Origin of the sequence: Pseudomonas sp. B19125, from assembly GCF_044218855.1 — a bacterium.
GTDB classification, from domain to species: domain Bacteria; phylum Pseudomonadota; class Gammaproteobacteria; order Pseudomonadales; family Pseudomonadaceae; genus Aquipseudomonas; species Aquipseudomonas edaphica.
This window is the reverse complement of sequence record NZ_CP162589.1, coordinates 1,478,003-1,501,423: the sequence shown is the minus strand read 5'-3', so window position 1 is coordinate 1,501,423 and position 23,421 is coordinate 1,478,003. Positions and strand designations below refer to the sequence as shown.

The 23,421-nt window shown below is 60.7% G+C and carries 22 protein-coding genes and 1 pseudogene; 8 read left to right on the top strand and 15 right to left on the bottom strand.

The window, feature by feature from the left end; genetic code table 11:
* Positions 1-31 precede the first annotated feature (31 nt).
* Entirely contained in the window at positions 32-649 is a 618-nt protein-coding gene (locus AB4P96_RS06805) for an FKBP-type peptidyl-prolyl cis-trans isomerase (protein WP_017137944.1), read from the bottom strand.
* A gap of 264 nt (positions 650-913) precedes the next feature.
* Here AB4P96_RS06805 and AB4P96_RS06800 point away from each other — a divergent pair.
* Positions 914-1,930: pseudogene (locus AB4P96_RS06800) on the top strand (methyl-accepting chemotaxis protein); the annotation flags it as partial.
* A gap of 39 nt (positions 1,931-1,969) precedes the next feature.
* On the top strand, positions 1,970-2,833 hold the full coding sequence (locus AB4P96_RS06795) for a methyl-accepting chemotaxis protein (protein WP_371317720.1): 864 nt from the start codon (positions 1,970-1,972) through the stop codon (positions 2,831-2,833).
* A 101-nt stretch (positions 2,834-2,934) separates the two neighbouring features.
* On the opposite strand, the gene AB4P96_RS06790 is transcribed toward AB4P96_RS06795, so the two are convergent.
* Genes AB4P96_RS06790 through AB4P96_RS06775 form a run of 4 tightly spaced genes read right to left on the bottom strand, consistent with a single transcriptional unit; the run spans position 2,935 to position 7,034 of the window.
* Positions 2,935-3,303 (bottom strand): glyoxalase superfamily protein, encoded by a 369-nt coding sequence (locus AB4P96_RS06790; RefSeq protein WP_395600626.1) that lies wholly within the window; start codon positions 3,301-3,303, stop codon positions 2,935-2,937.
* A 29-nt stretch (positions 3,304-3,332) separates the two neighbouring features.
* Positions 3,333-4,796: an amidohydrolase family protein gene (locus tag AB4P96_RS06785; protein ID WP_169988447.1), complete on the bottom strand. Its 1,464-nt coding sequence runs from the start codon at positions 4,794-4,796 to the stop codon at positions 3,333-3,335.
* Between the two features lies 1 nt (position 4,797).
* Complete coding sequence (locus AB4P96_RS06780) at positions 4,798-5,658, bottom strand: MurR/RpiR family transcriptional regulator (protein ID WP_017137948.1); 861 nt, start codon at positions 5,656-5,658, stop codon at positions 4,798-4,800.
* 26 nt (positions 5,659-5,684) lie between these two features.
* Positions 5,685-7,034 (bottom strand): gluconate:H+ symporter, encoded by a 1,350-nt coding sequence (locus tag AB4P96_RS06775; RefSeq protein ID WP_225933009.1) that lies wholly within the window; start codon positions 7,032-7,034, stop codon positions 5,685-5,687.
* A gap of 247 nt (positions 7,035-7,281) precedes the next feature.
* Here AB4P96_RS06775 and AB4P96_RS06770 point away from each other — a divergent pair, with 247 nt between their 5' ends.
* Positions 7,282-7,674: a lysozyme inhibitor LprI family protein gene (locus AB4P96_RS06770; RefSeq protein ID WP_017137950.1), complete on the top strand. Its 393-nt coding sequence runs from the start codon at positions 7,282-7,284 to the stop codon at positions 7,672-7,674.
* Here the strand turns inward: AB4P96_RS06770 and AB4P96_RS06765 are convergent, their stop codons facing one another.
* The 4 genes from AB4P96_RS06765 to AB4P96_RS06750 all read right to left on the bottom strand — a co-directional run bounded on the left by AB4P96_RS06765 (position 7,675) and on the right by AB4P96_RS06750 (position 12,025).
* Positions 7,675-9,120 (bottom strand): SulP family inorganic anion transporter, encoded by a 1,446-nt coding sequence (locus AB4P96_RS06765; RefSeq protein WP_017137951.1) that lies wholly within the window; start codon positions 9,118-9,120, stop codon positions 7,675-7,677.
* 197 nt (positions 9,121-9,317) lie between these two features.
* Positions 9,318-10,211: an NAD-dependent epimerase/dehydratase family protein gene (locus AB4P96_RS06760; protein WP_017137952.1), complete on the bottom strand. Its 894-nt coding sequence runs from the start codon at positions 10,209-10,211 to the stop codon at positions 9,318-9,320.
* Positions 10,212-10,314: 103 nt separating this feature from the next.
* Positions 10,315-11,211, bottom strand: coding sequence for a LysR family transcriptional regulator (locus AB4P96_RS06755; protein WP_017137953.1), 897 nt, complete (start codon positions 11,209-11,211; stop codon positions 10,315-10,317).
* Between the two features lie 49 nt (positions 11,212-11,260).
* Entirely contained in the window at positions 11,261-12,025 is a 765-nt protein-coding gene (locus AB4P96_RS06750) for a sulfite exporter TauE/SafE family protein (RefSeq protein WP_017137954.1), read from the bottom strand.
* 190 nt (positions 12,026-12,215) lie between these two features.
* Between AB4P96_RS06750 and AB4P96_RS06745 the strand changes: the two genes are divergently transcribed.
* The gene (locus AB4P96_RS06745) at positions 12,216-13,106 is read left to right on the top strand and encodes a LysR substrate-binding domain-containing protein (RefSeq protein ID WP_395600625.1); all 891 of its coding nucleotides are present in this window, start codon (positions 12,216-12,218) and stop codon (positions 13,104-13,106) included.
* Here the strand turns inward: AB4P96_RS06745 and AB4P96_RS06740 are convergent.
* Positions 13,052-14,458, bottom strand: coding sequence for an amino acid permease (locus AB4P96_RS06740; protein ID WP_395600624.1), 1,407 nt, complete (start codon positions 14,456-14,458; stop codon positions 13,052-13,054). The genes AB4P96_RS06745 and AB4P96_RS06740 overlap by 55 nt on opposite strands.
* 195 nt (positions 14,459-14,653) lie before the next feature.
* A complete protein-coding gene (gene kynU / locus AB4P96_RS06735) occupies positions 14,654-15,904 on the bottom strand; it encodes a kynureninase (protein ID WP_395600623.1) in 1,251 nt (416 codons plus the stop codon).
* Between the two features lie 145 nt (positions 15,905-16,049).
* On the opposite strand from kynU, the gene AB4P96_RS06730 reads away from it, so the two are divergent.
* The gene (locus AB4P96_RS06730) at positions 16,050-16,523 is read left to right on the top strand and encodes an Lrp/AsnC family transcriptional regulator (RefSeq protein ID WP_003176072.1); all 474 of its coding nucleotides are present in this window, start codon (positions 16,050-16,052) and stop codon (positions 16,521-16,523) included.
* Positions 16,524-16,689: 166 nt separating this feature from the next.
* Here the strand turns inward: AB4P96_RS06730 and catA are convergent, their stop codons facing one another.
* From catA to AB4P96_RS06715, 3 genes are read right to left on the bottom strand one after another with little or no spacing between them, the layout of a single operon-like run.
* Positions 16,690-17,619 carry a catechol 1,2-dioxygenase gene (gene catA / locus AB4P96_RS06725; protein WP_099549427.1) on the bottom strand — a complete coding sequence of 310 codons (930 nt, stop codon included), beginning with the start codon at positions 17,617-17,619 and terminating at the stop codon, positions 16,690-16,692.
* A 41-nt stretch (positions 17,620-17,660) separates the two neighbouring features.
* Complete coding sequence (gene catC, locus AB4P96_RS06720) at positions 17,661-17,951, bottom strand: muconolactone Delta-isomerase (RefSeq protein ID WP_169988463.1); 291 nt, start codon at positions 17,949-17,951, stop codon at positions 17,661-17,663.
* A 12-nt stretch (positions 17,952-17,963) separates the two neighbouring features.
* Positions 17,964-19,091, bottom strand: a complete 1,128-nt coding sequence (locus AB4P96_RS06715; protein ID WP_395600622.1) for a muconate cycloisomerase family protein — start codon at positions 19,089-19,091, stop codon at positions 17,964-17,966.
* A 114-nt stretch (positions 19,092-19,205) separates the two neighbouring features.
* On the opposite strand from AB4P96_RS06715, the gene AB4P96_RS06710 reads away from it, so the two are divergent.
* Complete coding sequence (locus tag AB4P96_RS06710; protein WP_017137962.1) at positions 19,206-20,081, top strand: LysR family transcriptional regulator; 876 nt, start codon at positions 19,206-19,208, stop codon at positions 20,079-20,081.
* A gap of 133 nt (positions 20,082-20,214) precedes the next feature.
* On the opposite strand, the gene AB4P96_RS06705 is transcribed toward AB4P96_RS06710, so the two are convergent.
* On the bottom strand, positions 20,215-21,207 hold the full coding sequence (locus tag AB4P96_RS06705; RefSeq protein WP_017137963.1) for a helix-turn-helix domain-containing protein: 993 nt from the start codon (positions 21,205-21,207) through the stop codon (positions 20,215-20,217).
* A 313-nt stretch (positions 21,208-21,520) separates the two neighbouring features.
* Between AB4P96_RS06705 and antA the strand changes: the two genes are divergently transcribed.
* Positions 21,521-22,912 (top strand): anthranilate 1,2-dioxygenase large subunit, encoded by a 1,392-nt coding sequence (antA, locus tag AB4P96_RS06700; RefSeq protein ID WP_017137964.1) that lies wholly within the window; start codon positions 21,521-21,523, stop codon positions 22,910-22,912.
* Positions 22,912-23,403: an anthranilate 1,2-dioxygenase small subunit gene (antB, locus tag AB4P96_RS06695; protein WP_395600621.1), complete on the top strand. Its 492-nt coding sequence runs from the start codon at positions 22,912-22,914 to the stop codon at positions 23,401-23,403. Before antA ends, antB begins: the two co-directional genes overlap by 1 nt.
* The last annotated feature ends 18 nt before the right edge of the window (positions 23,404-23,421 follow it).

The window sequence follows — 23,421 nt, the reverse complement described above, 5'->3', positions numbered from 1 at the left end:
ACATAGGACCCGGCGCAACCATCAACAGGTCTTACAGAACGTCGAGCAACTCAACGTCGAACACCAGAACGCTGTGCGGCGGAATGCTGCCAACGCCTTGAGCGCCGTAAGCCAGTTCGCTCGGCACGTACAGACGCCATTTGCTGCCGGCATTCATCAGTTGCAGGGCTTCGGTCCAGCCGGCGATCACGCCGCCAACCGGGAATTCTGCAGGCTGGCCGCGCTCGTAGGAGCTGTCGAACACAGTGCCGTCGATCAGGGTGCCGTGGTAGTGAGTACGCACTTGGTCTTCACGGGTCGGCTTGGCGCCGTCACCTGCAGTCAGCACTTCAAATTGCAGGCCGGAAGCCAGGGTGGTGATGCCATCACGCTTGGCGTTTTCAGCCAGGAACGCCAGGCCAGCGCCAGCAGCTGCTTCTGCCTTGGCAGCCGCTTCGGCTTGCATGATTTCACGGATCACTTTGAAGCTCGCCGCCATTTGCTCTTGGTCAACGCGGCTTGCTTTGCCGTCGAACGCGTCGGTCAGGCCGGCCAGGATGGCGTCGATGCTCACGCCCGGTGGCGGGTTGTCGCGCAGTTGGTCGCCCAACTGACGGCCGATACCGTAGCTGACGCGGGTTTCGTCGGTGGACAGATTAACTTCGGACATGAAGAGGCTCCGCTGTAGGACAGCACGGTTTCCCGCGCCATCCAAAACTAAAAGGGCCCGCAGACTAGCACACAAGACCCGCCTCTGATCAGCCCCCTGGCTGCCACCTTCAGAGGATCCAACCTTGCAACAGCGACCCTTCGTCGCACCCGTAAGAAATGTATTTCAGAATCATCGCCTGCCGCCGATACCCCCGTACAAACTTTGGCTGGCTCAAACAACAACACCGTCCAGCAGACACACATCATTCTTGCGGAGCATTCGATGAATAGCTGGTTCGGCAACATCAGCGTCAACCTCAAACTCGGCCTGGGCTTTGGCCTGGTGCTGGTCCTCACCTCGATCCTGGCCCTGACCGGCTGGACCAGCCTGGGCGGCTTGATTGACCGTAGCAACTGGATGAGCGACATCACCCAGCTCAACGCGTCCCTGACCAAGCTGCGCATCGTGCGCCTGCAATACATGCTCGCCAATGGCGACGAAGCCGTGGCACAGAACGTCCAGACCAGCCTCGACGCCTTCGCCGCCCAGCAACAGAAACTGCTGGACAGCTTCAAGAGCCCGGAAAACCGCAAGCTGCTCACCGAGCAGAAAGCCGTCATCACGGCTTACCAGCAGTCGCTGAACAAAATGCGTGAGGCCTACCGTAACGGCAATGCCGCGCGCCAAGTGATGGGCGACAAGGCCGATATCGCCAACGGGCAGATCGACGCACTGGAAGCCAGCGTGCAGCAAGCGCCCGACAGCCCGGAGCGCTTCACCCAGTACCAGGCCGTGACGCACGCCAAGGAAGAGTTCCACCTGGCGCGCTATGAAGTACGCGGCTACACCAACTCCCCCAGCGCAGAAACCGAAGCCCGCGCCGCTGCACAAATCGAAAAAGCCATCGCCGGTTTGAAAAGCCTCAGCGCCGCGTTTGGCACCAGCCAACAAAGCGCACTGACGTCGCTGGAAACCGCACTCGGTGCCTATCGCAGCGCCGTACAGAGCTACAAGGCCGCCAACGCCAACATCGTCAGCGCCCGTGCCGAAATGACCACCCAGGGCGCCGACATCGTCACCATCAGCGACAAGCTGTACGACATCCAGCTCGATCGCCGCGACGCCGAAAGCACCCAGGCCCGCAGCCTGCAATTGATCAGCACCTTGCTGGCGTTGCTGGTCGGCATCATCGCGGCGCTGGTCATTACCCGCCAGATCACTCGCCCGATCCAGGACACCCTGGCCGTGGTGGAACGCATCGCTTCCGGTGACCTGAGCCACAACATCCAGGTGACCCGCCGCGATGAGCTCGGCGTATTGCAGCAAGGTATCCAGCGCATGGGCACCACCCTGCGCGAGCTGATCAGCGGCATTCGTGACGGCGTAACCCAGATCGCCAGCGCCGCCGAAGAACTCTCGGCCGTGACCGAGCAGACCAGTGCCGGCGTGAACAGCCAGAAAATCGAAACCGATCAAGTCGCCACCGCGATGCATGAAATGACTGCCACCGTGCAGGAAGTCGCGCGCAACGCCGAGCAAGCGTCGCTGGCCGCCGCCGATGCCGATGGCCAAGCCCGCGCCGGCGACAAAGTGGTGGCCGAGGCCATCGCCCAGATCGAACGCCTGGCCGCCGAAGTGGCGCGCTCTACTGACGCAATGACGCACCTGCAACAAGAGAGCAACAAGATCGGCAGCGTGATGGACGTGATCAAGGCCGTGGCCGAGCAGACCAACCTGTTGGCGCTCAACGCGGCGATTGAAGCGGCGCGTGCCGGTGAAGCCGGTCGTGGTTTTGCCGTGGTGGCTGACGAAGTGCGCGGCCTGGCCCAGCGCACACAAAAATCCACCGAAGAAATCGAAGGCCTGGTCGCCGGTTTGCAAAACGGCACCCAGCAAGTGGCCACGGTGATGAACAACAGCCGCAGCCTTACCGACAGCAGCGTCGAGCTGACGCGCAAGGCCGGTGTGTCGCTGGAGAACATCACGCGTACCGTGTCGAATATCCAGTCGATGAACCAGCAGATTGCAGCGGCCGCCGAGCAGCAGAGCGCCGTGGCTGAAGAGATCAGCCGCAGCATTGTGAACGTGCGCGATGTGTCGGAGCAAACGGCTACTGCGAGTGACGAGACGGCCAAGTCGAGCGTGGAACTGGCGCGTTTGGGCAGCCAGTTGCAGCAGATGGTCAGTCATTTCCGGGTGTAAAAACCCAACGCTGACTACGCACAAACTCTGTGGCGAGGGAGCAAGCTCCCTCGCCACAGGCAAACTTAGACATACTCGGCTTGCCTTGAGTCCCTTGGCCCTCAGCCCTCGCCTTCCTCAACAAACACCAGTCGATTCCCAAACGGGTCCTTGATGCTCATCTCCCGCGAGCCCCAAGGCGTTTCTTCAACCCCAGGCTTGGCATACCGGTAGTCCTTGGCCAGCAACTGCTGCTGGTAGCCGTCCACGCCTTGCGCCTGAATCCGCACCGCCGAGCCCGGCGAAGCATCGCCATGGTGCTCGGACAAATGCAGCACGCACTCGCCCAGCGACACTTGCAGATACAACGGGAAATTCGCCTCGAAACGGTGCTGCCAGTCAACCTTGAACCCCAGGAAGTCGACGTAGAACTCCAACGCCTTGGCCTCGTCGAGGATCCGCAAAATCGGGGTGACTTTTCCTAAGTGCATGGCAACCGCTCCGTGTATGAAGGCACCCACTATAGGGACGAAAACCCGCCACGCAAATCCCCATTGCGCGCAAGGAATCGCCCCGGCCGATGACCATTGGCCTGCCCATCGCTATAACTCAGCACGCCATTGACCCACACGCCATCAATCCCCTCGGCAGCGCGTTGCGGTTCTTTGAAATCCGCCACATCACGCACGCGCAACGGGTCGAACAACACCAGGTCGGCCCAGTGCCCTTCACGAATTTCTCCACGCTCGGCCAGCCCAAAACGCGCCGCCGACAACCCGGTCATCTTGTGCACCGCCGTGTGCAGTGGAAACAACCCCACATCCCGGCTGAAGTGCCCCAGCACCCGTGGAAACGCGCCCCACAAACGTGGATGGGGAAACGGGTCTTCCGGCAAACCATCCGAACCCACCATCGACAACGGATGCGCAAGAATACGCCGTACATCCGCCTCATCCATCCCGTAGTACACGGCCCCTGCCGGTTGCAGGCGACGTGCCGCATCCATCAGCGAAACCTCCCACTGCGCCGCGATGTCCTGCAAGTCGCGCCCGCCGACCTCCGGGTGCGGTGTTGACCAGGTAATAGTGATACGAAACGCGTCGGTGACCTGCTTCAAATCCAGCGTCGACGAGCTGGCGGCATAGGGATAGCAATCACACCCGACCGGATGGGTTTGCGCTGCCAATTCCAACGATGCCAACAGTTGCGGACTGCGCCCCCAATTGCCCGCACCGGCGCACTTGAGGTGGGAAATGATCACCGGTGCCTGCGCATGTCGGCCAATCACAAACGCCTCGTCCATCGCCTCCAGTACCGGTTCGAATTCGCTGCGCAAATGCGTGGTGTACACCGCACCAAACGCCGTGAGTTCTTCACTGAGCTGCAGCACTTCATCGGTCTCGGCATTGAACGCGCTGGCGTAGGCCAGGCCTGTGGATAAACCGAGGGCACCCGCCTGCAGACTCTCCTGCAACTGCACACGCATGGCGGCAATTTCACTGGGCGTGGCGGTGCGGTGCAGGTCGTCCATATGGTTGCTGCGCAAGGCGGTGTGGCCGATCAAAGCGGCAACGTTGACTGCCGGATGAGCACTTTCCACGGCAGCACGATAGTCGGCAAAACGTGGATAAGCGAATGCCTCACGCGCCCCCAGCAGGTTCATCGGGTCCGGTGGGTCGCTACGTAAACTCACCGGCGATGCGCTGATGCCGCAGTTGCCGACAATCACTGTGGTCACGCCCTGGCTGAGCTTGGGCAGCATCTGCGGGTGGCGGATCACCACCGTGTCATCGTGGGTGTGCACGTCGATAAAACCCGGCGCCAACACGCGGCCACTGGCGTCGACTTCATGCTCGCCGGTTGCGCTCGACAAGTCGCCGATCGTCTCGATGCGCCCGGCGCGCAGCCCCACATCGGCGACATAGCCCGGCGTGTTGCTGCCATCAATGATCAGCGCCTGGCGGATCAACGTGTCGTACTTCATATCAGTCTCCAAGCGGCAGGCTGTCGGGGCCGCCGCGATAATCGTCGAGGGCCAGCTTGATCCGGCGCAGGCGTTCCTGGTTGTCGTCCGGCAGGGCCAGCGCCAGTTCGGTGGCGAGCAGGTCGATGGCCAACAGCATGCCGTAGCGCGCCGCGGTGGGCTTGTAGATAAAACTGGTTTCGGCCGGTTGCAGCGGCAGTAATACATCCGCCAATTCGGCCAGGGGTGAGTCGGCCAGGGTGATGGCGATGATGGGGGCATCGTAGCTACGCGCAAGCTTCACGACGTCCAACAGTTCTGGCGTCAGCCCGGTGAGCGAGCACACGATCAGCGCCTGCTCCGGGCCTAAAGTGGCCGCCGTGACCCGCATCATCACCGGGTCATGGCTGGCGGCAATCGGGTAGCCCAGGCGTACCAGGCGCACCTGCAATTCGTCACTGCACAGGCTCGATGGGCCGCCCATGCCAAACGCGTGAATCATCCGCGCCTTGCCCAACAGGCTGACCGCATCAACAAAACTGGCCTGGTTAAACCCCGACAGGTGCTGACGCAACGTCGCTTCGATATCCCCCAGAATCTGCCGGTGAAAGGCCGACTGCTCCGGCAACCCGGCCGGGTCCAGAAAACGACTGCCCACGCCACTGGCCTGGGCCAATTGCAGGCGCAAATCACGTAAATCGCGGCAACCGACACTGCGAGCAAAACGCGACAAAGTTGCCGTGCTGACCTCGGCCCGTTGCGACAACGCTTCCAGGCTGGCCGACGCGGCAAAGCCCACATCATCGAGCATCAGCTTGGCGATACGGCCCTCGCCGGCGCTGAACGAATCCTGGCGGGCGCGGATCTGGTAGAGGATGTCCATGACGGCTCCGGCTTACAAAATGAGGCTTATAAAACAAGAGACAGGCCATAGGTGAGACCGAATGCAACCACCGAAATCAAAGTCTCCAGCACGGTCCAGGTCTTGAAGGTCTGGATCACCGTCATATTGAAGTATTCCTTGATCAGCCAGAAGCCGCCGTCGTTGACGTGGGAAAAGATCACCGAACCCGCACCGGTCGCCAGCACCAACAATTCAGGGTGTGGATAACCCAGGCCCATGGCGACGGGCGCGACCACACCGGAGGCCGTGGTCATGGCCACGGTGGCCGAGCCGGTAGCGATGCGCATCAATGCGGCAAACAACCAGCCCATCACCAGCGGCGACAGGTGGAAGGCATGCGCCAGACCAAGAATCTCATTGGTCACGCCCGCGTCCACCAGGATGCGGTTCAAACCGCCGCCTGCGCCCACCAGCAAGGTGATGCTGGCGGTCGGCGCCAGGCATTCATTGGTGAACTTGAGGATCGATTCGCGGTTGAAGCCCTGGGCCAGGCCCAAGGTCCAGAAGCTCACCAGCGTGGCGACCAGCAGCGCAATCACCGAGTTGCCGATAAACAGCAGGAATTGATTGAAACCAGTGCCCGGAGTGGAAATCACGTTGGCCCAACCGCCGATCATCATCAGCACCACCGGAAGCAAGATGGTGCCCATGGTCAGGGCGAAACTTGGCAAACGTGTACGCGGCTCGCGCTCGATAAACTGGCGTTCCAACGGGTTTTCCGCCGGCAAGTGGATGCGCGGCACGATGAACTTGGCATACACGGGGCCGGCGATGATCGCCGTGGGAATGCCGATCAGAATCGCGTACAGCACGGTCTGCCCCACCGACGCGTTATAGGCCAGCACCGCCATCATCGCCGCCGGGTGTGGCGGCACCAGCGCGTGTACCACCGACAGACCGGCGACCATCGGCAAGCCGACCATCAGGATCGACACGCCCACACGCCGCGCCACGGTAAAGGCGATCGGCACCAGCAACACAAAACCGACCTCGAAAAACAGCGGCAGCCCCACCAGAAACGCAATACACACCATCGCCCAATGCGCGTTGCGCTCGCCGAAACGGTTGATCAGCGTGCGCGCCACCTGCTCGGCACCGCCGGATTCGGCCATCATCTTGCCAAGCATGGTGCCCAACGCCACCACCAGGGCGATATGCCCAAGGGTCTTGCCGACGCCCGCCTCGTACGAGCCCATGATCGTGTCGGCCGGCATGCCGGCCATCAAGGCCAGGCCGATAGACACCAACGTGATGACGATAAACGGGTTGAGTCGGTAGCGTGCAATCAGCACGATCAATGCAATGATGGCGATGGCAGCGTATGCCAACAGCCCAAAGCCCAGTGGTGCGGCCATGCGGTACTCCTTGGAAAGGGTCACGTCGAATTGGTTGTGAAACTCATAAATCATTACCGGGTGTAATTTTCAATTTTTATGAAAGTAATTTTCGCCCACAGATAAGCGCTGTCGCTTTGGGACATGCCCAACGCCAGCCGATGAAAATCCGGGGGGTGTTCTTACATGAAGTTTTTTGCGTGCGGAAACTCAGTTGCCAGGGCCGAGTCTCAGATGACAGGCCTACCCACAACCAGGAAAACCAACAATGAAGCGCAAGACCCTGCTTGTTCCTTTCGCCGCCAGCGCACTGCTGCTGGCCTTTTGCGGCAGCGCTTGGGCCGATGGCAGCCCGGCGTTGAAAAAATGCCTGGATGGCGCCAACACCACGGCGGACATGGTCAGCTGCAACGCCACCGAAGCCAAGATCCAGGACGCGCGCCTGAACAAGGCGTACAAAGACGTCCTTGCGCTTCAGGAAGGCAAACAGAAGCAGCAACTGCAGGACGTACAGCGCCTGTGGATCAAGTACCGGGACGCCAACTGCGGCTTCATCGGCTCAGCGACTGGTGGCACCATCGATCAGGTCAATGGCATCGGCTGCATGCTGGACATGACCCGCACCCGCGCCCAGGAACTGGAAAATATGCTGCCGCTGTAATCAGTCGTGATGCACGCGGGCGCGCTTGAGCAGCTTCTTGCAGCGCTCCGACAAATGCAGCACGCGCAAATGCTTGCCGGCCTTGGTGTAGCGCTCGCGCAGGGTCATCAGCGCAGCAATCGCTGAGTAGTCGACAAAGCTCAGGTGACGACAATCGAGCGTCACCTGGGCCGGGTCGTTGGCCGGGTCGAACTGGTTCAAAAACGGCGTGGTCGAGGCAAAGAACAGCGTGCCGTGCAGGCGATACAGCTTGCTGCCGTCAGCTTCCAGATGCTCATCGGCATACAACTCACGGGCCTGTTGCCAGGCGAAGTTCAGCGCCGCAATCACGATGCCGCAGAGCACGGCGGTGGCCAGGTCGGTGAACACGGTAATCACCGTTACCGCAATAATCACCAACACGTCGTTGACCGGCACCTTGTTGATCACCCGCAGCGACGCCCAGGCAAAGGTCTGCTGGGACACCACGAACATCACGCCGACCAAAGCCGCGAGCGGAATACGCTCAATCAGCGGCGACAAAAACAGAATAAACAACAGGATCATCACCCCGGCGAACACCCCGGAGAAACGCCCGCGCCCGCCAGAGCTTAAGTTGATCACGGTTTGCCCGATCATCGCGCAACCGCCCATGCCGCCAAACAGGCCCGAGACCATATTCGCCGCGCCCAGGGCCACGCTTTCGCGGTCGGGGTAGCCACGGGTTTCGGTGATTTCGTCGGTGAGGTTCAGGGTCAGCAGGGTTTCCAGCAGGCCGACCATCGCCATCAGGAACGCGTAGGGCGCAATGATGCCGAGGGTTTCCAGGGTCCACGGGATTTGCGGCAACGCGAAGGTTGGCAGGCCGCCGGCGATGTGGGCCATGTCGCCCAACGTGCGGGTTGGCAGACCAAGCAGGTAAACAGCCAGGCCGACGCCCAAAATCGCCACCAGCGCGGGCGGCACGGCGCGGGTCAGGCGTGGCAGCAGGTAAACAATCGCCATGGTTGCCACCACCAGCCCGCTCATCACATACAACGGCGTGCCGCTCAGCCAGGTTTCACCGCTTTTGAAATGCTCCAGCTGTGCCAGCGCAATGATGATCGCCAGGCCGTTGACGAACCCGAGCATCACCGAATGCGGCACCATGCGCACCAGTTTGCCCAGCCGTAACAGGCCAAACGCGACCATGATCAGACCGCCCAGCAGCACCGTCGCGAGCAAATACTCCACGCCGTGTTGCACCACCAGCGCCACGATCACCACCGCCATCGAACCCGCCGCGCCCGAGACCATGCCCGGCCGGCCGCCAAACAAGGCCGTGAGCGTGCAGATAATAAAGGCGCCGTAGAGGCCCATCAGCGGGTTGAGGTGAGCCACCAGGGCAAAGGCGATGCATTCGGGCAGCAGTGCGAAAGACGTGGTGAGGCCGGCCAGGGCATCGGCGCGCAGACGGGTGAGGTTCATGAGGTACCAGGGAGTAGCGAGGGATATGGCGGGGGATGGTACGGAATTGCGGTCGGTGGGGCCAGTAATGTGTAACAACACATGAACCGAGTCGCCTTCATCGCAGGCAAGCCAGCTCCCACATTTTGAATTGCGAATACGTTCAAGAGTGGGAGCTGGCTTGCCTGCGATGGCAACGCCACGGTACTAAGCGAACATCACACCATCTCGTTGCGAATCCACTCCACCACCGACGTGCGCGTCGGCGCCCAGCCCAGCAACTCACGCGCATGTTTGCCACGCACCCGGCTGTTGGAACCCAGGCCATAGTTGGCCATTTCATAGCCCCACTCAGCCTCAGCCTCAGCCAATGGCCAATCCTGCGGCTCGCCCAGGTTCAGGGCTTGGGCAATTGCGGTGGTCATGTCGACAAACGCCGCTTCGCTGCTTTCCACAAAGTAGAACGTGCCCGGAACGTTTTTGGTCAGCGCCAGCAGATACAGGGCCACCACGTCTTCAATGTGTACGTTGGACCAAATGTTCTGGCCAGTGCCCACATGGCGCACCACACCACTTTTGCGCGCTTGCTTGAGCAGTCGTGGCAATTGCACGCTGTCACGCTTCACGCCCAGGCTGTGGCCGTAGATCAGGGTGTTGCAGATCACCGCCGAGTTCACGCCCTCTTTGGCCGCCGCCAGGATCAGGTTGTCGATGGCCACGCGCGCGGCCTTGTCGACGGTCGGCTCCGGCAGGTTGTCTTCAACGTAGATGACATCGCTGGATTTACCGCCCGAAGCATCGCCAACAATGCTCGAACCGCTGGTGTGCAGGAACGGCTTGTTCGAACCTTTCAAGGCGGCCAGCAAGGTTTCGACGGCAGCGCGATGGTCGCTGCTGGCGGCATTGATCACCGCATCAGCTTTAGAAGCCTGTGCGGTCAACACGGCGGCGTCATCCAGCGTGCCGATCACGGGCGTGATGCCCAGGGCGGTCATTTCAGCCGCTTGCTCGGCGCTGCGCACCAGGCCGGTGACAGTGTGGCCGGCCTTGACCAGGCCGGTGGCGATGGAGCCGCCGATAAACCCTGCTGCGCCGGTGACGAATACGTTCATGGAGGTTGCTCCTGACTGGGTAAGTGATAGGCCCAGTATCAAGGACTCATTCCTGCCGAATAAGCCCATGCTGCCCAATTCAATCTTGCGCACAGGTCACGAATCAGCAGGCATACCGCGCAAGCTTGGTTTGAATGAAGTCCAGGAAGCACTGGATGCGCAGCGCCAACTGCGAGTTACGGTAGAACACCGCGTGGATCGGCTGGCGATAGCCGCTGTTGAAGGCTTCCAGCACCGGTACCAGGCGCCCGGCATCGATGTCGGCGTTGGTCATGAAGTTCGACAGGCAGCAAATGCCCTGGCCTTCCAGCGCCAGTTGGCGCACGGTTTCGCCGCTGGAGGCGGCAATGCTTGGCTGGATCAGCCAGCGGTCGCCTTCCACGTGGCGCAGCGGCCAGTGGTTGAGGGTTTCGGTCTGGGTGAAGCCCAGCAGCGTATGGTCGACCAACTCGGCCACCGTCTTCGGCGTGCCGAACTGCTTGAGGTAGTCGGGGCTGGCGAGGATATGCAGCGGCGTACAACCCAACGAGCGCGCATGCAGGGTCGAGTCGGCCAGGGCACCGATGCGGATGGCAATGTCGGTGCTCTGCTCCAGCAGGTCGATGATCAGGTCGTCACTGTTCAGCTCCAGCTGGATATCCGGGTAGAGGCTGCGAAACTCGGCAATGTACGGCACGATCCCATGCAGCATGAACGGCACGGCCGCATTGATGCGCAGACGCCCGGCGGGGTTCTTCTGGCGCGACGACAGGCGCTCTTCCAGCTCGTCCATCTGCGCCAGGATCAGCTTGGCCTGCTCGAAAAAGTACTTGCCCTCCTCGGTCAGGTCCATGCGCCGCGTGGTGCGGTTGATCAGCGTGGTGTCGAGCTTGGCTTCCAGGCGCGACAAGGTACGGCTGACGGCCGACGGCGTCTGCCCGACCTGCTCCGCGGCTGCCGAAATCGAGCCGCACTCAATCACGCTGACGAAGATCTGTAGCTCATCGGATCGGGCTTTCACGGGGTGTCCTCTCAATCGGTTCGCGACAGCTTACACCGTGAACAGCCACTCAGCCGCTGATCAGTAGATGGCCCCCCAACAGCGCCATGCCGACGAAAAACACCCGCTTGAACAGCACCGCGCTGATGCGCTGGCGCAACACCTGGCCCAGCCACATCCCCAGCAACGCGGGTATCAGCGCCAACAGCGAGGCGCTGACTTCGCCACCGCCCAGGGTGCCACGCCAGGTCAGCGCTGCGGCCAACGCCAACGTGGAAGCGGTGAACGCCAGCCCCAGCGCCTGCACCAATTGATCGCGGTTCAAACCCAGGGCTTGCAGATAGGGCACGGCCGGAATCACGAACACCCCCGTCGCCGAAGTGATAAGGCCGGTGACCAGACCGCACAACGGGCCAAGCCAGCGCTCGGTTTTAGGTTTCACCTTGAAGGTCGGCAAAAACAAGCCACTTAACGCATACACCAGCAAGGCGCCACCCAGCGCGCGAACCACCCAATGCCCGCCGTCCGTGCCCAGCCACAACGTGCCAAGCCCGGTGCCGAGAAAAATCAGCAGCAGCATTGGCCACAGGCGCTTGAGCAAGGCGCTCAAGTGGCCACCGAACGCCAGTTGCCAAAGGTTGGTGACTGTTGAAGGGATGATCAGCAATGCCGCAGCCTGCGCCGGGAGCATAGCCAGGCCGAGCATACCCATGGCGACGGTGGGCAGGCCCAGGCCGATCACGCCCTTGACGGTGCCGGCCAGCAGGAAGGTTCCGATCACCAGCAGGGTCAAGGCCGGGCCGAGGTTTTGGTAGAACGCGAGGAAGGTAGTCATGGGGCGATTTTGCAGGATTTCGTTGAGGTCGAAAATTCGCCATATACTGAGGTAGCCTCTTGTTTTGCGTGAGGCTTAAATAGCTATCGCAGGCAAGCCAGCTCCCACATTGGACTGTGTTCACAAAGCAAAATGTGGGAGCTGGCTTGTCTGCGATAAGGCCAGTGAAGTCACTCGAGAAACCTCAGCCATGCACTTTGACCTGATCGACCTGCGCCTCTACCTGCACACCCTCGACACCGGCAACATCACTGGCGGCGCCGCCCGAAGCCATTTGTCCCTGGCCGCCGCCAGCGCGCGTATCCGTGCGATGGAAGCGTCATTGGGCATCGAGTTTCTTGAACGCGGCCGCCGTGGCGTCACGCCAACACCCGCCGGCAAAGCCCTGGCCCGCCACGCCCGCCTGCTGTTGCAACAGGCCGAGCACCTGCAACAGGACCTGGCCGAATACGCCCAGGGCATCAAAGGCCAGGTGCGCCTGCTGTGCAACACCACCGCCCTGAGCGAATACCTGCCGGAACTGCTGGCGGATTTTTTGCGCCAGCACCCCAACCTCGATATCGACTTGCAGGAGTTGCCAAGCCTGCGCATTACCCAAGCCTTGCGCCAGGGCACAGCAGACCTGGGGATTATCTCTGATGCGGTGGACACCCACGGCTTGCAGACCCTGCCGTTTCGCGATGACCCACTGGTGCTGATCATGCCCCTCGATCATCCGTTGGCGACGGCGAATTTCATCGACAGCCTGCAATACGATTATGTAGGCCTGACCGCCAGCAGCGCGCTTTCGGTATACCTGGAAGAACAGGCATTGCACGCAGGCTTTCGCCTGCAAACACGCATTCGCGCCGAGGGTTTTGATGGGTTGATCCGCATGGTCGCCGGCGGCGCCGGCCTGGGCATCGTGCCCCAGGCCGCACTGGAACGTTGGCCGACAGAAAAGCGCATTAAAGCCCAGCCATTAAGCGAAGACTGGGCCTGTCGCAAACTACTGTTATGCGCCCGCTCCTTCGAGCAATTGCCCGGTTACGCCAAAGCCTTGTTCGACGCCCTAGCCCTGCCCTTGCGGAAAAACCCGTAATACACCGCCGACAGGATCATCAGGAATGGCACGCCAAACACCAGCGTCATCTTGAAGGCCTCGGTGAAGTACGTGGTGATCATCACCGCCCCCATCAGCACCAGGCCCAGCAGTGTGCTGTAGGGAAACAGGCGCAGCTGGAACGACAGCTTCGGCCCGCCATGACGCTTGCGATAACGGCGAAAAAACAGGTGCGTGAGGAAGATCATGAACCAGGTGAAGATCGCGCCAAACATCGAAATCGCCATCATCAAGGTGAACGAGCTTTCCGGGTACACCACGTTCAACAAGGTCGCCAGGGCAATGCCGGAGCTGGACAGCAGCAACGCGTTCAGCGGAATGCCGCTCTTGCTCAAGGCGCCCATGGACTTGGGCGCAAAACCTGCACGCGACAGGCTGAACATCATGCGTGTGGTGATATAGAGCTGGCTGTTCATCGCCGACAACGCGGCGATCAGGATCACGAAATTCATCACCCCGGTGGCACCGGGAATACCAATGGTCTGCATTACCGTAACAAACGGGCTCTGGGTCTGGCCGGCCTGGTTCCACGGCACGATGGCGAGCATCAATGCCAGGGTCAGCAGGTAGAACACCACCAACCGCACGATGGTGGCGCGAAAGGCCTTCTTCACCGCATGCTCCGGGTCGGCGGCTTCACCGGCGGCCACGGCGATCATTTCTACGCTCAGATAGCTGAAGATCGACACGATCACTGCGATCCACATGCCGCTCAGCCCATGGGGGAAAAACCCGTCGTGGGCCGTGTAGTTCTGCACGCCATAATCAGGATTACCGGAGCCGAACACCACGTACACCGCGAGGATGATGAAGCCGACGATTGCGGTGATCTTGATGGTCGAGAACCAGTATTCGAAGTTGCCGAAGGTCTTTACGCTGATGGCATTGAGCAGGATCAGCACACTGGAAAACGACACGATCCACACCCACTCCGGCACGTTGGCGAACCAGTACTTCATGTACATCGCCACCGCCGTGACCTCGGCGCCCACTGCCAGCACAATCGCCGCCCAGTAGGCATAGCGCACCAGAAAGCCGGCCAGCGGGCTGATGTAGAACTCGGCGTAGGCACCGAACGAGCCCGAGGTGGAGTGCGCCACGGTCATCTCCGCCAGGCAGCCCATCAACAGCAAGGTGATCAACGCACCGATGGCGTAACTCACCAGCACACTCGGCCCGGCATAACCGATGGCGTAGGCGCTGCCCATGAACAGCCCGGTGCCGATGGCGCCACCGATGGCGATCATGCTCATCTGGCCGGAAGTGAGCTGGCGCCTCAGGCCCAGTTCGCGATGGGTGATCTCTGCAAAGCCGTTGTCTGGCGTGGTCACGTGGTGTGCCCCTTTATTATTGTGATTGTTATGGCTGGCGCTGAACCTTGTGGGAGCTGGCTTGCTGTGGCGAGGGAGCTTGCTCCCGTTCGACAGCGCAGCTGGAGCCGGCTTTTTGGGGGCGCTTCGCACCCCAGCGCAAGCAAGCTTGCTCGCCACAACAAGCCAGCTCCCACATTTTGATTCGTGTTGTACTTAGGTAACGCTGTTGCGCACTTTGAATTGCGGTTGGTCCCAGGTGCGGTTGTCGAGGATTTCGCCCAGAATCTCTACAGCATCAAATACCTCGGTAAAGCTTGTGTACAACGGCGTAAACCCAAAGCGCATGATGCGCGGCTCGCGGTAATCGCCGATCACGCCACGGGCGATCAAGGCCTGGATCACCGCATAACCTTCAGGGTGTTCGAAACTCACGTGGCTTCCGCGCCGGGCATGCTCACGCGGCGTAATCAGCTCCAGGCCGTGGGCGGCGCAACGGGCTTCGACCAGCGCGATAAACAGGTCGGTCAAGGCCAGGGATTTGCTGCGCAGGCTGGCCATGTCGGTCTGGGCAAAAATCTCCAGGCCGCATTCGACCATTGCCAACGACGTGATCGGTTGTGTGCCGCACAGGTAGCGCGCGATACCGGCGCTTGGCGCGTACTGAGCTTCCATGGCGAACTGACGCGTGTGGCCAAACCAACCCGATAGCGGCTGGCGCACCACATCCACCAAGGCCGGGTTGACCCACACAAACGCCTGCGAGCCCGGCCCGCCATTCAGGTATTTGTAGGTGCAGCCAATCGCATAATCGGCACCGGCCTTGTTCAGGTCGATGGGCACCGCGCCCGCCGAATGCGCCAAGTCCCAGATGCTCAGCGCGCCACATTCGTGGCTCAAGGCGGTGAGCGCCTGCATGTCGTACATGTAGCCGGTCTTGTAATTGACGTGGGTAAGCATCACCACCGCTACGTCCTGTTCGATGGCTTGGGGCAGCTCGTCCGGGCTGTTGACCAACCGCAGGGAATAGCCCTGTTGCAACAACTCGGTCAGGCCTTCGGCGATGTACAAATCGGTGGGAAAGTTACTCGCTTCGCTGACAATCACCTTGCGCGCAGGCTCGCGTTGGCGCTGCACGCTCAAGGCAGCGCTGAGCACCTTGAACAGGTTGATCGAGGTGGTATCGGTAATCACCACTTCACCGTCACGCGCGCCGATCAGCGGCGCCAGGCGGTTGCCCAGGCGTTGGGACAAATCCGCCCAACCGGCGCTGTTCCAGCTGCGAATCAAGCCATTGCCCCACTCCTCGGCAATCACCTGCTGGGCGCGCGCCATCGCCGCCACCGGGCGGGCGCCCAGAGAGTTGCCATCGAGGTAGATCACGCCCGCAGGCAAGGCAAACTGCTGACGCAGTGGCGCCAGCGGGTCCTGGGCATCGAGGGCTTGGCAGTGGCTTCGGTTGGTCATGGGTTGTCCTGATTTTTTATAAGTGAATATGAACCAAATAATGAACGAAGTTTTAGAGAATTTTCGTGCAAAGTGGTGGGTAACAGGCTAATTAAGCTGTAGGAAATTCGAATTTAACCCCCAAATACGCGGATTTATTCTAACCATGATTCTCGACGCCACCGACCTGCGCCTCCTGCATTTTTTGCAACAGGATGGCCGCATCAGCAACCAGGAACTGGCGGAAAAAGTCGCCCTCTCGCCCTCCGCCTGCCTGCGCCGTTTGCGCCTGCTGGAGAGCGAAGGAATCATCAGCGGCTACCGCGCCGTGTTGAATGCCGAGCAGCTGGGGATTGAGCTTGAGGCCATCGTGCACCTGTCGTTGCGCCAGGATGTGGAGGACTGGCACGAGACGTTTATCAAGAAGGTGCAGGGGTGGCCGGAGGTGGCCAGTGCCTATGTGATTACGGGTGCAAGCAACTATGTGTTGCGTGTGCAGGCGCGCAACCTCAAGCACTTTTCCGACTTTATCGTGAACCACCTGAACCGCACGGCGGGGGTGATGGATATTCGTTCGGAGATTGTGTTGCAGAAGATCAAGGACCGGGATGAGGTGTTGGATCTGGTGGTGCGCAAATAACCGCAACACTACAAAACCTGTGGGAGCTGGCTTGTTGTGGCGAGGGAGCTTGCTCCCGTACGACAGCGCAGCTGGAGCCGGCTTTTTGGGGGCGCTTCGCACCCCAGCGCAAGCAAGCTTGCTCGCCACAACAAGCCAGCTCCCACATTTTTTTGACCGCGTTTAATCAGTCTTCGAGGGCGCGAACGCGCTGCATGCGTTTTTGCTCTACCGGCGCGTCTGCCAGTTGCAACTCAAAGTCAAAATCAATCTGCGCAAACCGCCCTTGCACCCCAAACTCGCGCGCCAATTGCTGATCGTCACTAAAGCGAATCTCGGCGATCAACTCATCGCGCGTCGCGTAGGCAAAATCATCATGCAGGTACGGGTCGTCCGACAGGTTGATCTGCGTGGTCAGGTGCCGGTGCCCCGGCGCCGAGATGAAGAAGTGAATATGCGCCGGCCGCTGTCCGTGGCGACCCAACTGGTCGAGCAGTTGTTGAGTCGGCCCGGTCGGCGGGCAGCCATAACCGGACGGCACGATGCTACGAAAACGATAGTTGCCCTGGGCATCGGTCTCAATGCGCCGACGCAGGTTGAACTCCGATTGCGTTGGGTCAAACCACGAATAGGTGCCACCCGTGTTGGCCTGCCACACATCCACAATCGCACCCGCCAACGGCTTGCCGTCGGTGTCGCGCACTTGCCCGCGCATAAACAGCGGCACTGCGTCGTCCTTGCCATCGTCCAGCCGCGCTTCGTATTGGCTCAGCGGCGCGCCGGCCACGTACAGCGGGCCTTCGATGGTGCGGGGCGTACCGCCGGATTTACCGGCCTCTTCGTCCGCAGCGTCCATCAGCAAGTCCAGGTAATGCTCCAGGCCCAAGCCGGCAGCCAGCAAACCCGCTTCCTGACTTTTACCCAATTCATTGAGGTAATTGACCGCCTTCCAGAACTCTTCCGGGGTCACTTCCAGGTCTTCGATGATGTTTACCGTATCGCGCAGGATCCGGTAGATCAGCGCCTTGGCGCGCGGGTTGCCGCCGTCGTTATGGTTGCCACTGGCTTCTTCGAGAAACGCCTGGGCATGGGCAGTCTGGGACAGTCGGATGGACATGGTGCAATCCTCATCTTGTAATTATTGGGTGCAAAGCAGGCTCAACGGTCGTCCTCATGGATCGACGAAGGGTGGCGGCACAGGGCGTTCACTTCGATGGCCATGTAGGGGAAAAGCGGCAGTTGCATCAGCAGGTCGTGCAGGTCTTGTACGCTGTCGACATCGAACACGCTGTAGTTGGCGTAGTGCCCGGCGATGCGCCACAGGTGGCGCCATTGGCCTTCTTGTTGCAGGCGCTGTGCCAGGGCTTTCTCCTCGGCCTTGAGGCTGGCGGCGCGCTCGGGGTTCATGTCCAGCGGCAGGTTCACGGTCATTTTTACGTGGAACAACATGGCAGGCGCCTCTTAGTGTTTGTCACGACGCAAGAACGCCAAGCGTTCTTCATCAATGGCCAGGCCCAGGCCCGGTGCGGTGGAGACATGCAGCTCGAAATCGCGGTACACCGGCGGTTCGGTGAGGATGTCTTCGGTGAGCAGCAGTGGGCCGAACAGTTCGGTGCCCCACGCCAGCGTGTTCAGCGTGAGAAAGGCATGCGCCGACGCCAATGTGCCGATGCCGCCTTCGAGCATGGTGCCGCCGTACAAGCCGATGCCCGCCGCCTCGGCAATCGCGGCGGTGCGCAACACCGCCCGTGGGCCGCCGTTTTTGGCTATCTTGAGCGCGAACACCGAAGCCGCGCCTTCGCGGGCCAGGTTGAAGGCGTCTTCGACACATTCAATGGATTCATCGGCCATGATCGGCGCCGGGCTCGACAGGTTGAGCCGGGCCATGCCGCCACGGTTATTGCGCGAAATCGGCTGCTCGATCAGGTCAATGCCGTTATCGCCCAGCACCTTGCAGGCGCGCAGGGCCACGGCTTCGTCCCAGGCCTGGTTGACGTCGACACGCACACTGGCACGCTCGCCCAGGGCTTTTTTGATCGCGATCACATGGGCCAGGTCGCGATCGACCTCTCCAGCGCCGATCTTCAACTTGAAGAGGCGATGACGGCGCAGGTCGAGCATCTTTTCAGCCTCGGCGATGTCCTGTTCGGTGTTGCCGCTCGCCAAGGTCCAGGCCACCGGCAAGGCGTCACGTACACGCCCGCCGAGCAGTTCGCTCACCGGCAGGTTCAGGCGTTTGCCCAGTGCGTCGAGCAAGGCGCTTTCGATGCCGGATTTGGCAAAGGTATTGCCGCGAATGCTGCGCTCCAGGCGCAACATGGCCGCGTTGATATTGCTCGCGTCCTGGCCGATCAGCAGCGGCGCGAAGTGACGGTCAATGTTGACCTTGATGCTGTCCGGGCTTTCGTTGCCGTAGCTCAAACCGCCGATGGTGGTGGACTCACCGATGCCTTCAATGCCGTCGGCGCAGCGCAGGCGGATGATCACCAACGTCTGGTTTTGCATGGTGTGCATCGCCAACTTGTGCGGGCGAATGGTGGGAAGGTCGACGATGATGGTCTCGATCGACTCGATGGCGCAAATCGGCATGGCTATACCCGTTGGGTTCTTTATAGATTTGAGCCGATTCTGTACCGTATTTTTAAAGGCTTCCAATATAGAATGGGTCTCGCACGATACCCTCAAGGTATAAAAGGAACCGTCATGGAACTGCGTCATCTTCGCTATTTCCAGGTGCTGGGTGAAACCCTCAACTTCACCCGCGCAGCCGAACGCCTGCACATCGCCCAGCCGCCATTGAGCCGGCAGATCCAGCAACTGGAAGATGAACTGGGCGTGATGTTGCTGGAACGCGGCCGCCCGTTGCGGCTGACCGAAGCCGGGCGATTTTTCTATGAGCACGCCAATGTGCTGCTGGAACAACTGGCCAAGGTTTGCGATACCACGCGGCGCATCGGCCAGGGCGAAAAGACCTGGCTGGGCATCGGCTTTGCGCCATCGACCCTGTATGGCGTGCTGCCGGAGTTGATACGGCGGCTGCGCAACCATGAGGCGCTGGAGCTGGAATTGGGCTTGTCGGAGATGACCACCCTGCAGCAAGTCGAGGCGCTCAAGGCCGGGCGCATTGATGTGGGTTTCGGGCGCATTCGCATCGACGACCCGGCCATCGTCCAGCGCGTGCTGGTGGAAGATCGACTGGTGGCCGTATTGCCCGCCGGCCACTCGCTGCTGGGCGCGCCCGCCACCCTCGCGCAATTGGCCGCAGAGCCGTTTGTGCTCTACCCCGGCAACCCGCGCCCCAGCTATGCCGACCATGTGATCGCGCTGTTCGACGCCCATGGCTTGAGCCTCAAGGTGGTGCAGTGGACCAACGAGTTGCAGACGGCCATCGGGCTGGTGGGCGCGGGAATGGGCGTGACGCTGGTGCCGGCCTCGGTGCAGGTGTTGCACCGGGCGGATATCGGCTACACGCCGATTGTGGAAGCCACTGCGACCTCGCCGATTATCCTGAGCAGGCGAGTGAATGATCAGTCGCCAGGGCTGAGTCATTGTTTGCAGTTGGTTGAGGAGTTGATCTGAAACCCTCCAAACACCGCAATTCCCCTGTGGGAGCTGGCTTGCCTGCGATAGCGGTGGGTCAGTTAACCAGGATGCCAACGGGTCCACCGCTATCGCAGGCAAGCCAGCTCCCACAGTTTGATCTTCATACAGTTCAGAGACTGCGCAGGCGTTTGCGCTGCAGGGTCTGGCTGGGGGATTCATCGAAGAGTTTGCGGTACTCCGCCGAAAACCGTCCCAAGTGGGTAAAGCCCCAGCCCAGCGCGATCTCGGAGATGGTGCGGATTGAACCATGCTCGAGGATTTCCTGGCGCACGACACCCAGTCGGTACTTCTTCAAATACGCCATCGGCGACAGCGCAAAGTATTTACGAAACGCATCGAACAGCTTGAACCGCGACACACCCGCAGCCGCTTCCAGGTCTTCCAAATGGATCGCCTCGCGGGCGTTGTCGTGGATGTATTGCCGCGCCCGAATCAGGTAATGCGGCAGCTTCACGCCGAGCACGTCGCGCAATTCTTCTGAATAGTTGTTCGGCTGGGCCAGGATCAAACCCTTGATCAACGAGCTTTCCAGATCCCGCGTAAACGCCGCCTGCTCATACAACTCGCTGCTGCACTCAAGCTCCGCAATAAAGTAGCGCGCCATGCGCCACCACGATGCCGAAGCACCGTCCACCGCATCCATCACCGACTCAAACCGCAGTGGCGCTTCAATCGGCCGTTGCAGCAACCCTTCCAGCGACTCACTCATCGCCGCCCGCGTAATCACCACCTGCAACTTGCGACAATCACCGGAAATCGCCAGCACCTGATGCTCGTTAGGCGACAAAATCACGCCTTGGTCACGGTTGGAACTCAGGCGCTCGCCGTTCTTGCTCAATTCCTGCTCGCCCACCAACGGCAGGCTCAGGCTGTAGCTGCTGAAGTGCTCGGCGTCTTCGATATCAATGGTCACATCGGTGCCGTACTCGATCACGCCCAAGGTAGTGGCGCGGGACTTGAACACATTGGCGCTGTGGTGAAAACGCAGGCGCTCGGGCGTGCTTGTCGCCAGGCGGTGCGGCCCGCAGATGCCGGACATCCAGCTGCAGGCGCCCTCCAGGTCGAAGCGTTGAATATGGATCTCGCGTGTATGGCTACTCATCAGGGTGCACCCACGGCGGTTAGGCGGTTGCGCGCTCTGGCGGCGCGTCGTTGGCAATCGACAGCAAGTTCTACGCCACGCCCGCCTGAATGCAACCGGGTGGATAGCAAGCGTCGACTATGTGGATAAGCCGCAGGCATTTGCGACCTTCCTTTGGTATGACAGTAGCGCATGGCGTCACCTGGGCGCACTGAACTGGGTATTTGCTGCCCAATTTTGCGGCCTGCCTTCACCCATTAAGCGGATAGCCCGCGCCCTGCCCCACTGCCTCTAATAACCCACCGATTAGCCCCTATCTAAAAAGGTGCCTCCCATGAGTGGTGCAAGAAGCGTCGAGCAGTGGAAAACGTTTATCGAAGGTTGCCTGGACTTTCGGCCGGTGGATGAAGTGTTTCGCATCGCCCGCGACATGTTCACCGAGCCCGAACTGTTCGACCTGGAGATGGAACTGATCTTCGAAAAAAACTGGATCTACGCCTGCCACGAAAGCGAACTGGCCAATAACCACGACTTCGTGACCATGCGCGCCGGGCGCCAGCCGATGATCATCACCCGCGACGGCGAAGGCCAACTCAATGCGCTGATCAACGCCTGCCAGCATCGTGGCACCACACTGACCCGCGTCGGCAAGGGCAACCAATCGACCTTTACCTGCCCGTTCCACGCCTGGTGCTACAAGAGCGACGGCCGGCTGGTGAAGGTCAAGGCGCCGGGCGAGTACCCGGAAGGTTTCGACAAAGCCACACGCGGCCTGAAAAAAGCCCGTATCGAAAGCTACAAGGGCTTTGTGTTCATCAGCCTCAACGTGCAAGGCACCGACAGCCTGGAAGACTTCCTCGGTGACGCCAAAGTGTTCTTCGACATGATGGTCGCGCAGTCGGCCACCGGTGAGCTGGAAGTGTTGCCGGGCAAATCCGCCTACACCTACGACGGCAACTGGAAACTGCAAAACGAAAACGGCCTGGACGGTTATCACGTCAGCACCGTGCACTACAACTACGTGGCCACGGTGCAGCATCGCCAGCAGGTGAATACCGAAAACGGCAGCGCGTCCGCCAGCACACTGGACTACAGCAAACTCGGCGCCGGCGACGCGAATACCGATGACGGCTGGTTCGCCTTCAACAACGGCCACAGCGTGCTGTTCAGCGACATGCCCAACCCCAGCGTGCGCTCGGGCTACGCCACCATCATGCCGCGCCTGGTGGAAGAACACGGCCAGCAGAAAGCCGAGTGGATGATGCACCGCCTGCGCAACCTGAACATCTACCCGAGCCTGTTCTTTCTCGACCAGATCAGCTCGCAGCTGCGCATCATCCGCCCGGTGGCGTGGAACAAGACCGAGATCATCAGCCAGTGCCTGGGCGTGAAAAACGAGTCGGATGCCGACCGCGAAAACCGCATTCGCCAGTTTGAGGATTTCTTCAACGTATCGGGCATGGGCACGCCGGATGATCTGGTGGAGTTTCGCGAAGCCCAGCGCGGTTTCCAGGGCCGCCTGGAGCGCTGGAGCGATATCTCACGGGGCAGCCATCGCTGGGAAACCGGGCCGACACCGAACAGCGAAGCCATCGGCATTCAACCGGCCATGACCGGCACCGAATTCACCCACGAAGGCCTGTATGTGAACCAGCATCGCAACTGGCAGCAATTTCTGCTCAAAGGCCTGGACCAGCAAGCGCTGACACTGCGGGAGGTGAAGTGATGGATGCCCAATTGCAGTGCCGGATCGAGCAATTCTTCTACCGCAAATCCGAGCTGTGCGACGCCCAGGACTGGGACGCCTATGTGCAGCTGTTCGACCCGCAGAGCGAGTTTCACTTGCCGCAATGGGACTCGGAGCACGTGTACACCCGCGACCCCAAACGCGAAATGTCGCTGATCTACTACGCCAACCGTTCGGGCCTGGAAGACCGCGTGTTCCGTTTGCGCACCGGCAAGGCCGCGTCGGCCACGCCGATGCCGCGCACCTTGCACTTGATCAATAACGTGCGGATCGCCGAGCAGGCAGACGGCACGCTGGAGGTGAAGCTGAACTGGCACACGCTGTTCTATCGCCTGGCCACCTCAGAGCAGTTTTACGGGCCTGCCACTTACCACCTCAAGCCGGATGGCGACAGCTGGCTGATCACCCGCAAGCACGCACTGTTGCTCAACGACACCATCAACTCGGTGCTGGATTTCTATCACTTGTAGCAGAGAACTTTTGTGACA

Coding starts and splice junctions, on each gene's coding strand:
- AB4P96_RS06805 (WP_017137944.1), bottom strand. CDS start 649: ATGTCCGAAGTTAATCTGTCCACCGACGAAACCCGCGTCAGCTACGGT.
- AB4P96_RS06795 (WP_371317720.1), top strand. CDS start 1,970: ATGGGCACCACCCTGCGCGAGCTGATCAGCGGCATTCGTGACGGCGTA.
- AB4P96_RS06790 (WP_395600626.1), bottom strand. CDS start 3,303: ATGCACTTAGGAAAAGTCACCCCGATTTTGCGGATCCTCGACGAGGCC.
- AB4P96_RS06785 (WP_169988447.1), bottom strand. CDS start 4,796: ATGAAGTACGACACGTTGATCCGCCAGGCGCTGATCATTGATGGCAGC.
- AB4P96_RS06780 (WP_017137948.1), bottom strand. CDS start 5,658: ATGGACATCCTCTACCAGATCCGCGCCCGCCAGGATTCGTTCAGCGCC.
- AB4P96_RS06775 (WP_225933009.1), bottom strand. CDS start 7,034: ATGGCCGCACCACTGGGCTTTGGGCTGTTGGCATACGCTGCCATCGCC.
- AB4P96_RS06770 (WP_017137950.1), top strand. CDS start 7,282: ATGAAGCGCAAGACCCTGCTTGTTCCTTTCGCCGCCAGCGCACTGCTG.
- AB4P96_RS06765 (WP_017137951.1), bottom strand. CDS start 9,120: ATGAACCTCACCCGTCTGCGCGCCGATGCCCTGGCCGGCCTCACCACG.
- AB4P96_RS06760 (WP_017137952.1), bottom strand. CDS start 10,211: ATGAACGTATTCGTCACCGGCGCAGCAGGGTTTATCGGCGGCTCCATC.
- AB4P96_RS06750 (WP_017137954.1), bottom strand. CDS start 12,025: ATGACTACCTTCCTCGCGTTCTACCAAAACCTCGGCCCGGCCTTGACC.
- AB4P96_RS06745 (WP_395600625.1), top strand. CDS start 12,216: ATGCACTTTGACCTGATCGACCTGCGCCTCTACCTGCACACCCTCGAC.
- kynU (WP_395600623.1), bottom strand. CDS start 15,904: ATGACCAACCGAAGCCACTGCCAAGCCCTCGATGCCCAGGACCCGCTG.
- AB4P96_RS06730 (WP_003176072.1), top strand. CDS start 16,050: ATGATTCTCGACGCCACCGACCTGCGCCTCCTGCATTTTTTGCAACAG.
- catA (WP_099549427.1), bottom strand. CDS start 17,619: ATGTCCATCCGACTGTCCCAGACTGCCCATGCCCAGGCGTTTCTCGAA.
- catC (WP_169988463.1), bottom strand. CDS start 17,951: ATGTTGTTCCACGTAAAAATGACCGTGAACCTGCCGCTGGACATGAAC.
- AB4P96_RS06715 (WP_395600622.1), bottom strand. CDS start 19,091: ATGCCGATTTGCGCCATCGAGTCGATCGAGACCATCATCGTCGACCTT.
- AB4P96_RS06710 (WP_017137962.1), top strand. CDS start 19,206: ATGGAACTGCGTCATCTTCGCTATTTCCAGGTGCTGGGTGAAACCCTC.
- AB4P96_RS06705 (WP_017137963.1), bottom strand. CDS start 21,207: ATGAGTAGCCATACACGCGAGATCCATATTCAACGCTTCGACCTGGAG.
- antA (WP_017137964.1), top strand. CDS start 21,521: ATGAGTGGTGCAAGAAGCGTCGAGCAGTGGAAAACGTTTATCGAAGGT.
- antB (WP_395600621.1), top strand. CDS start 22,912: ATGGATGCCCAATTGCAGTGCCGGATCGAGCAATTCTTCTACCGCAAA.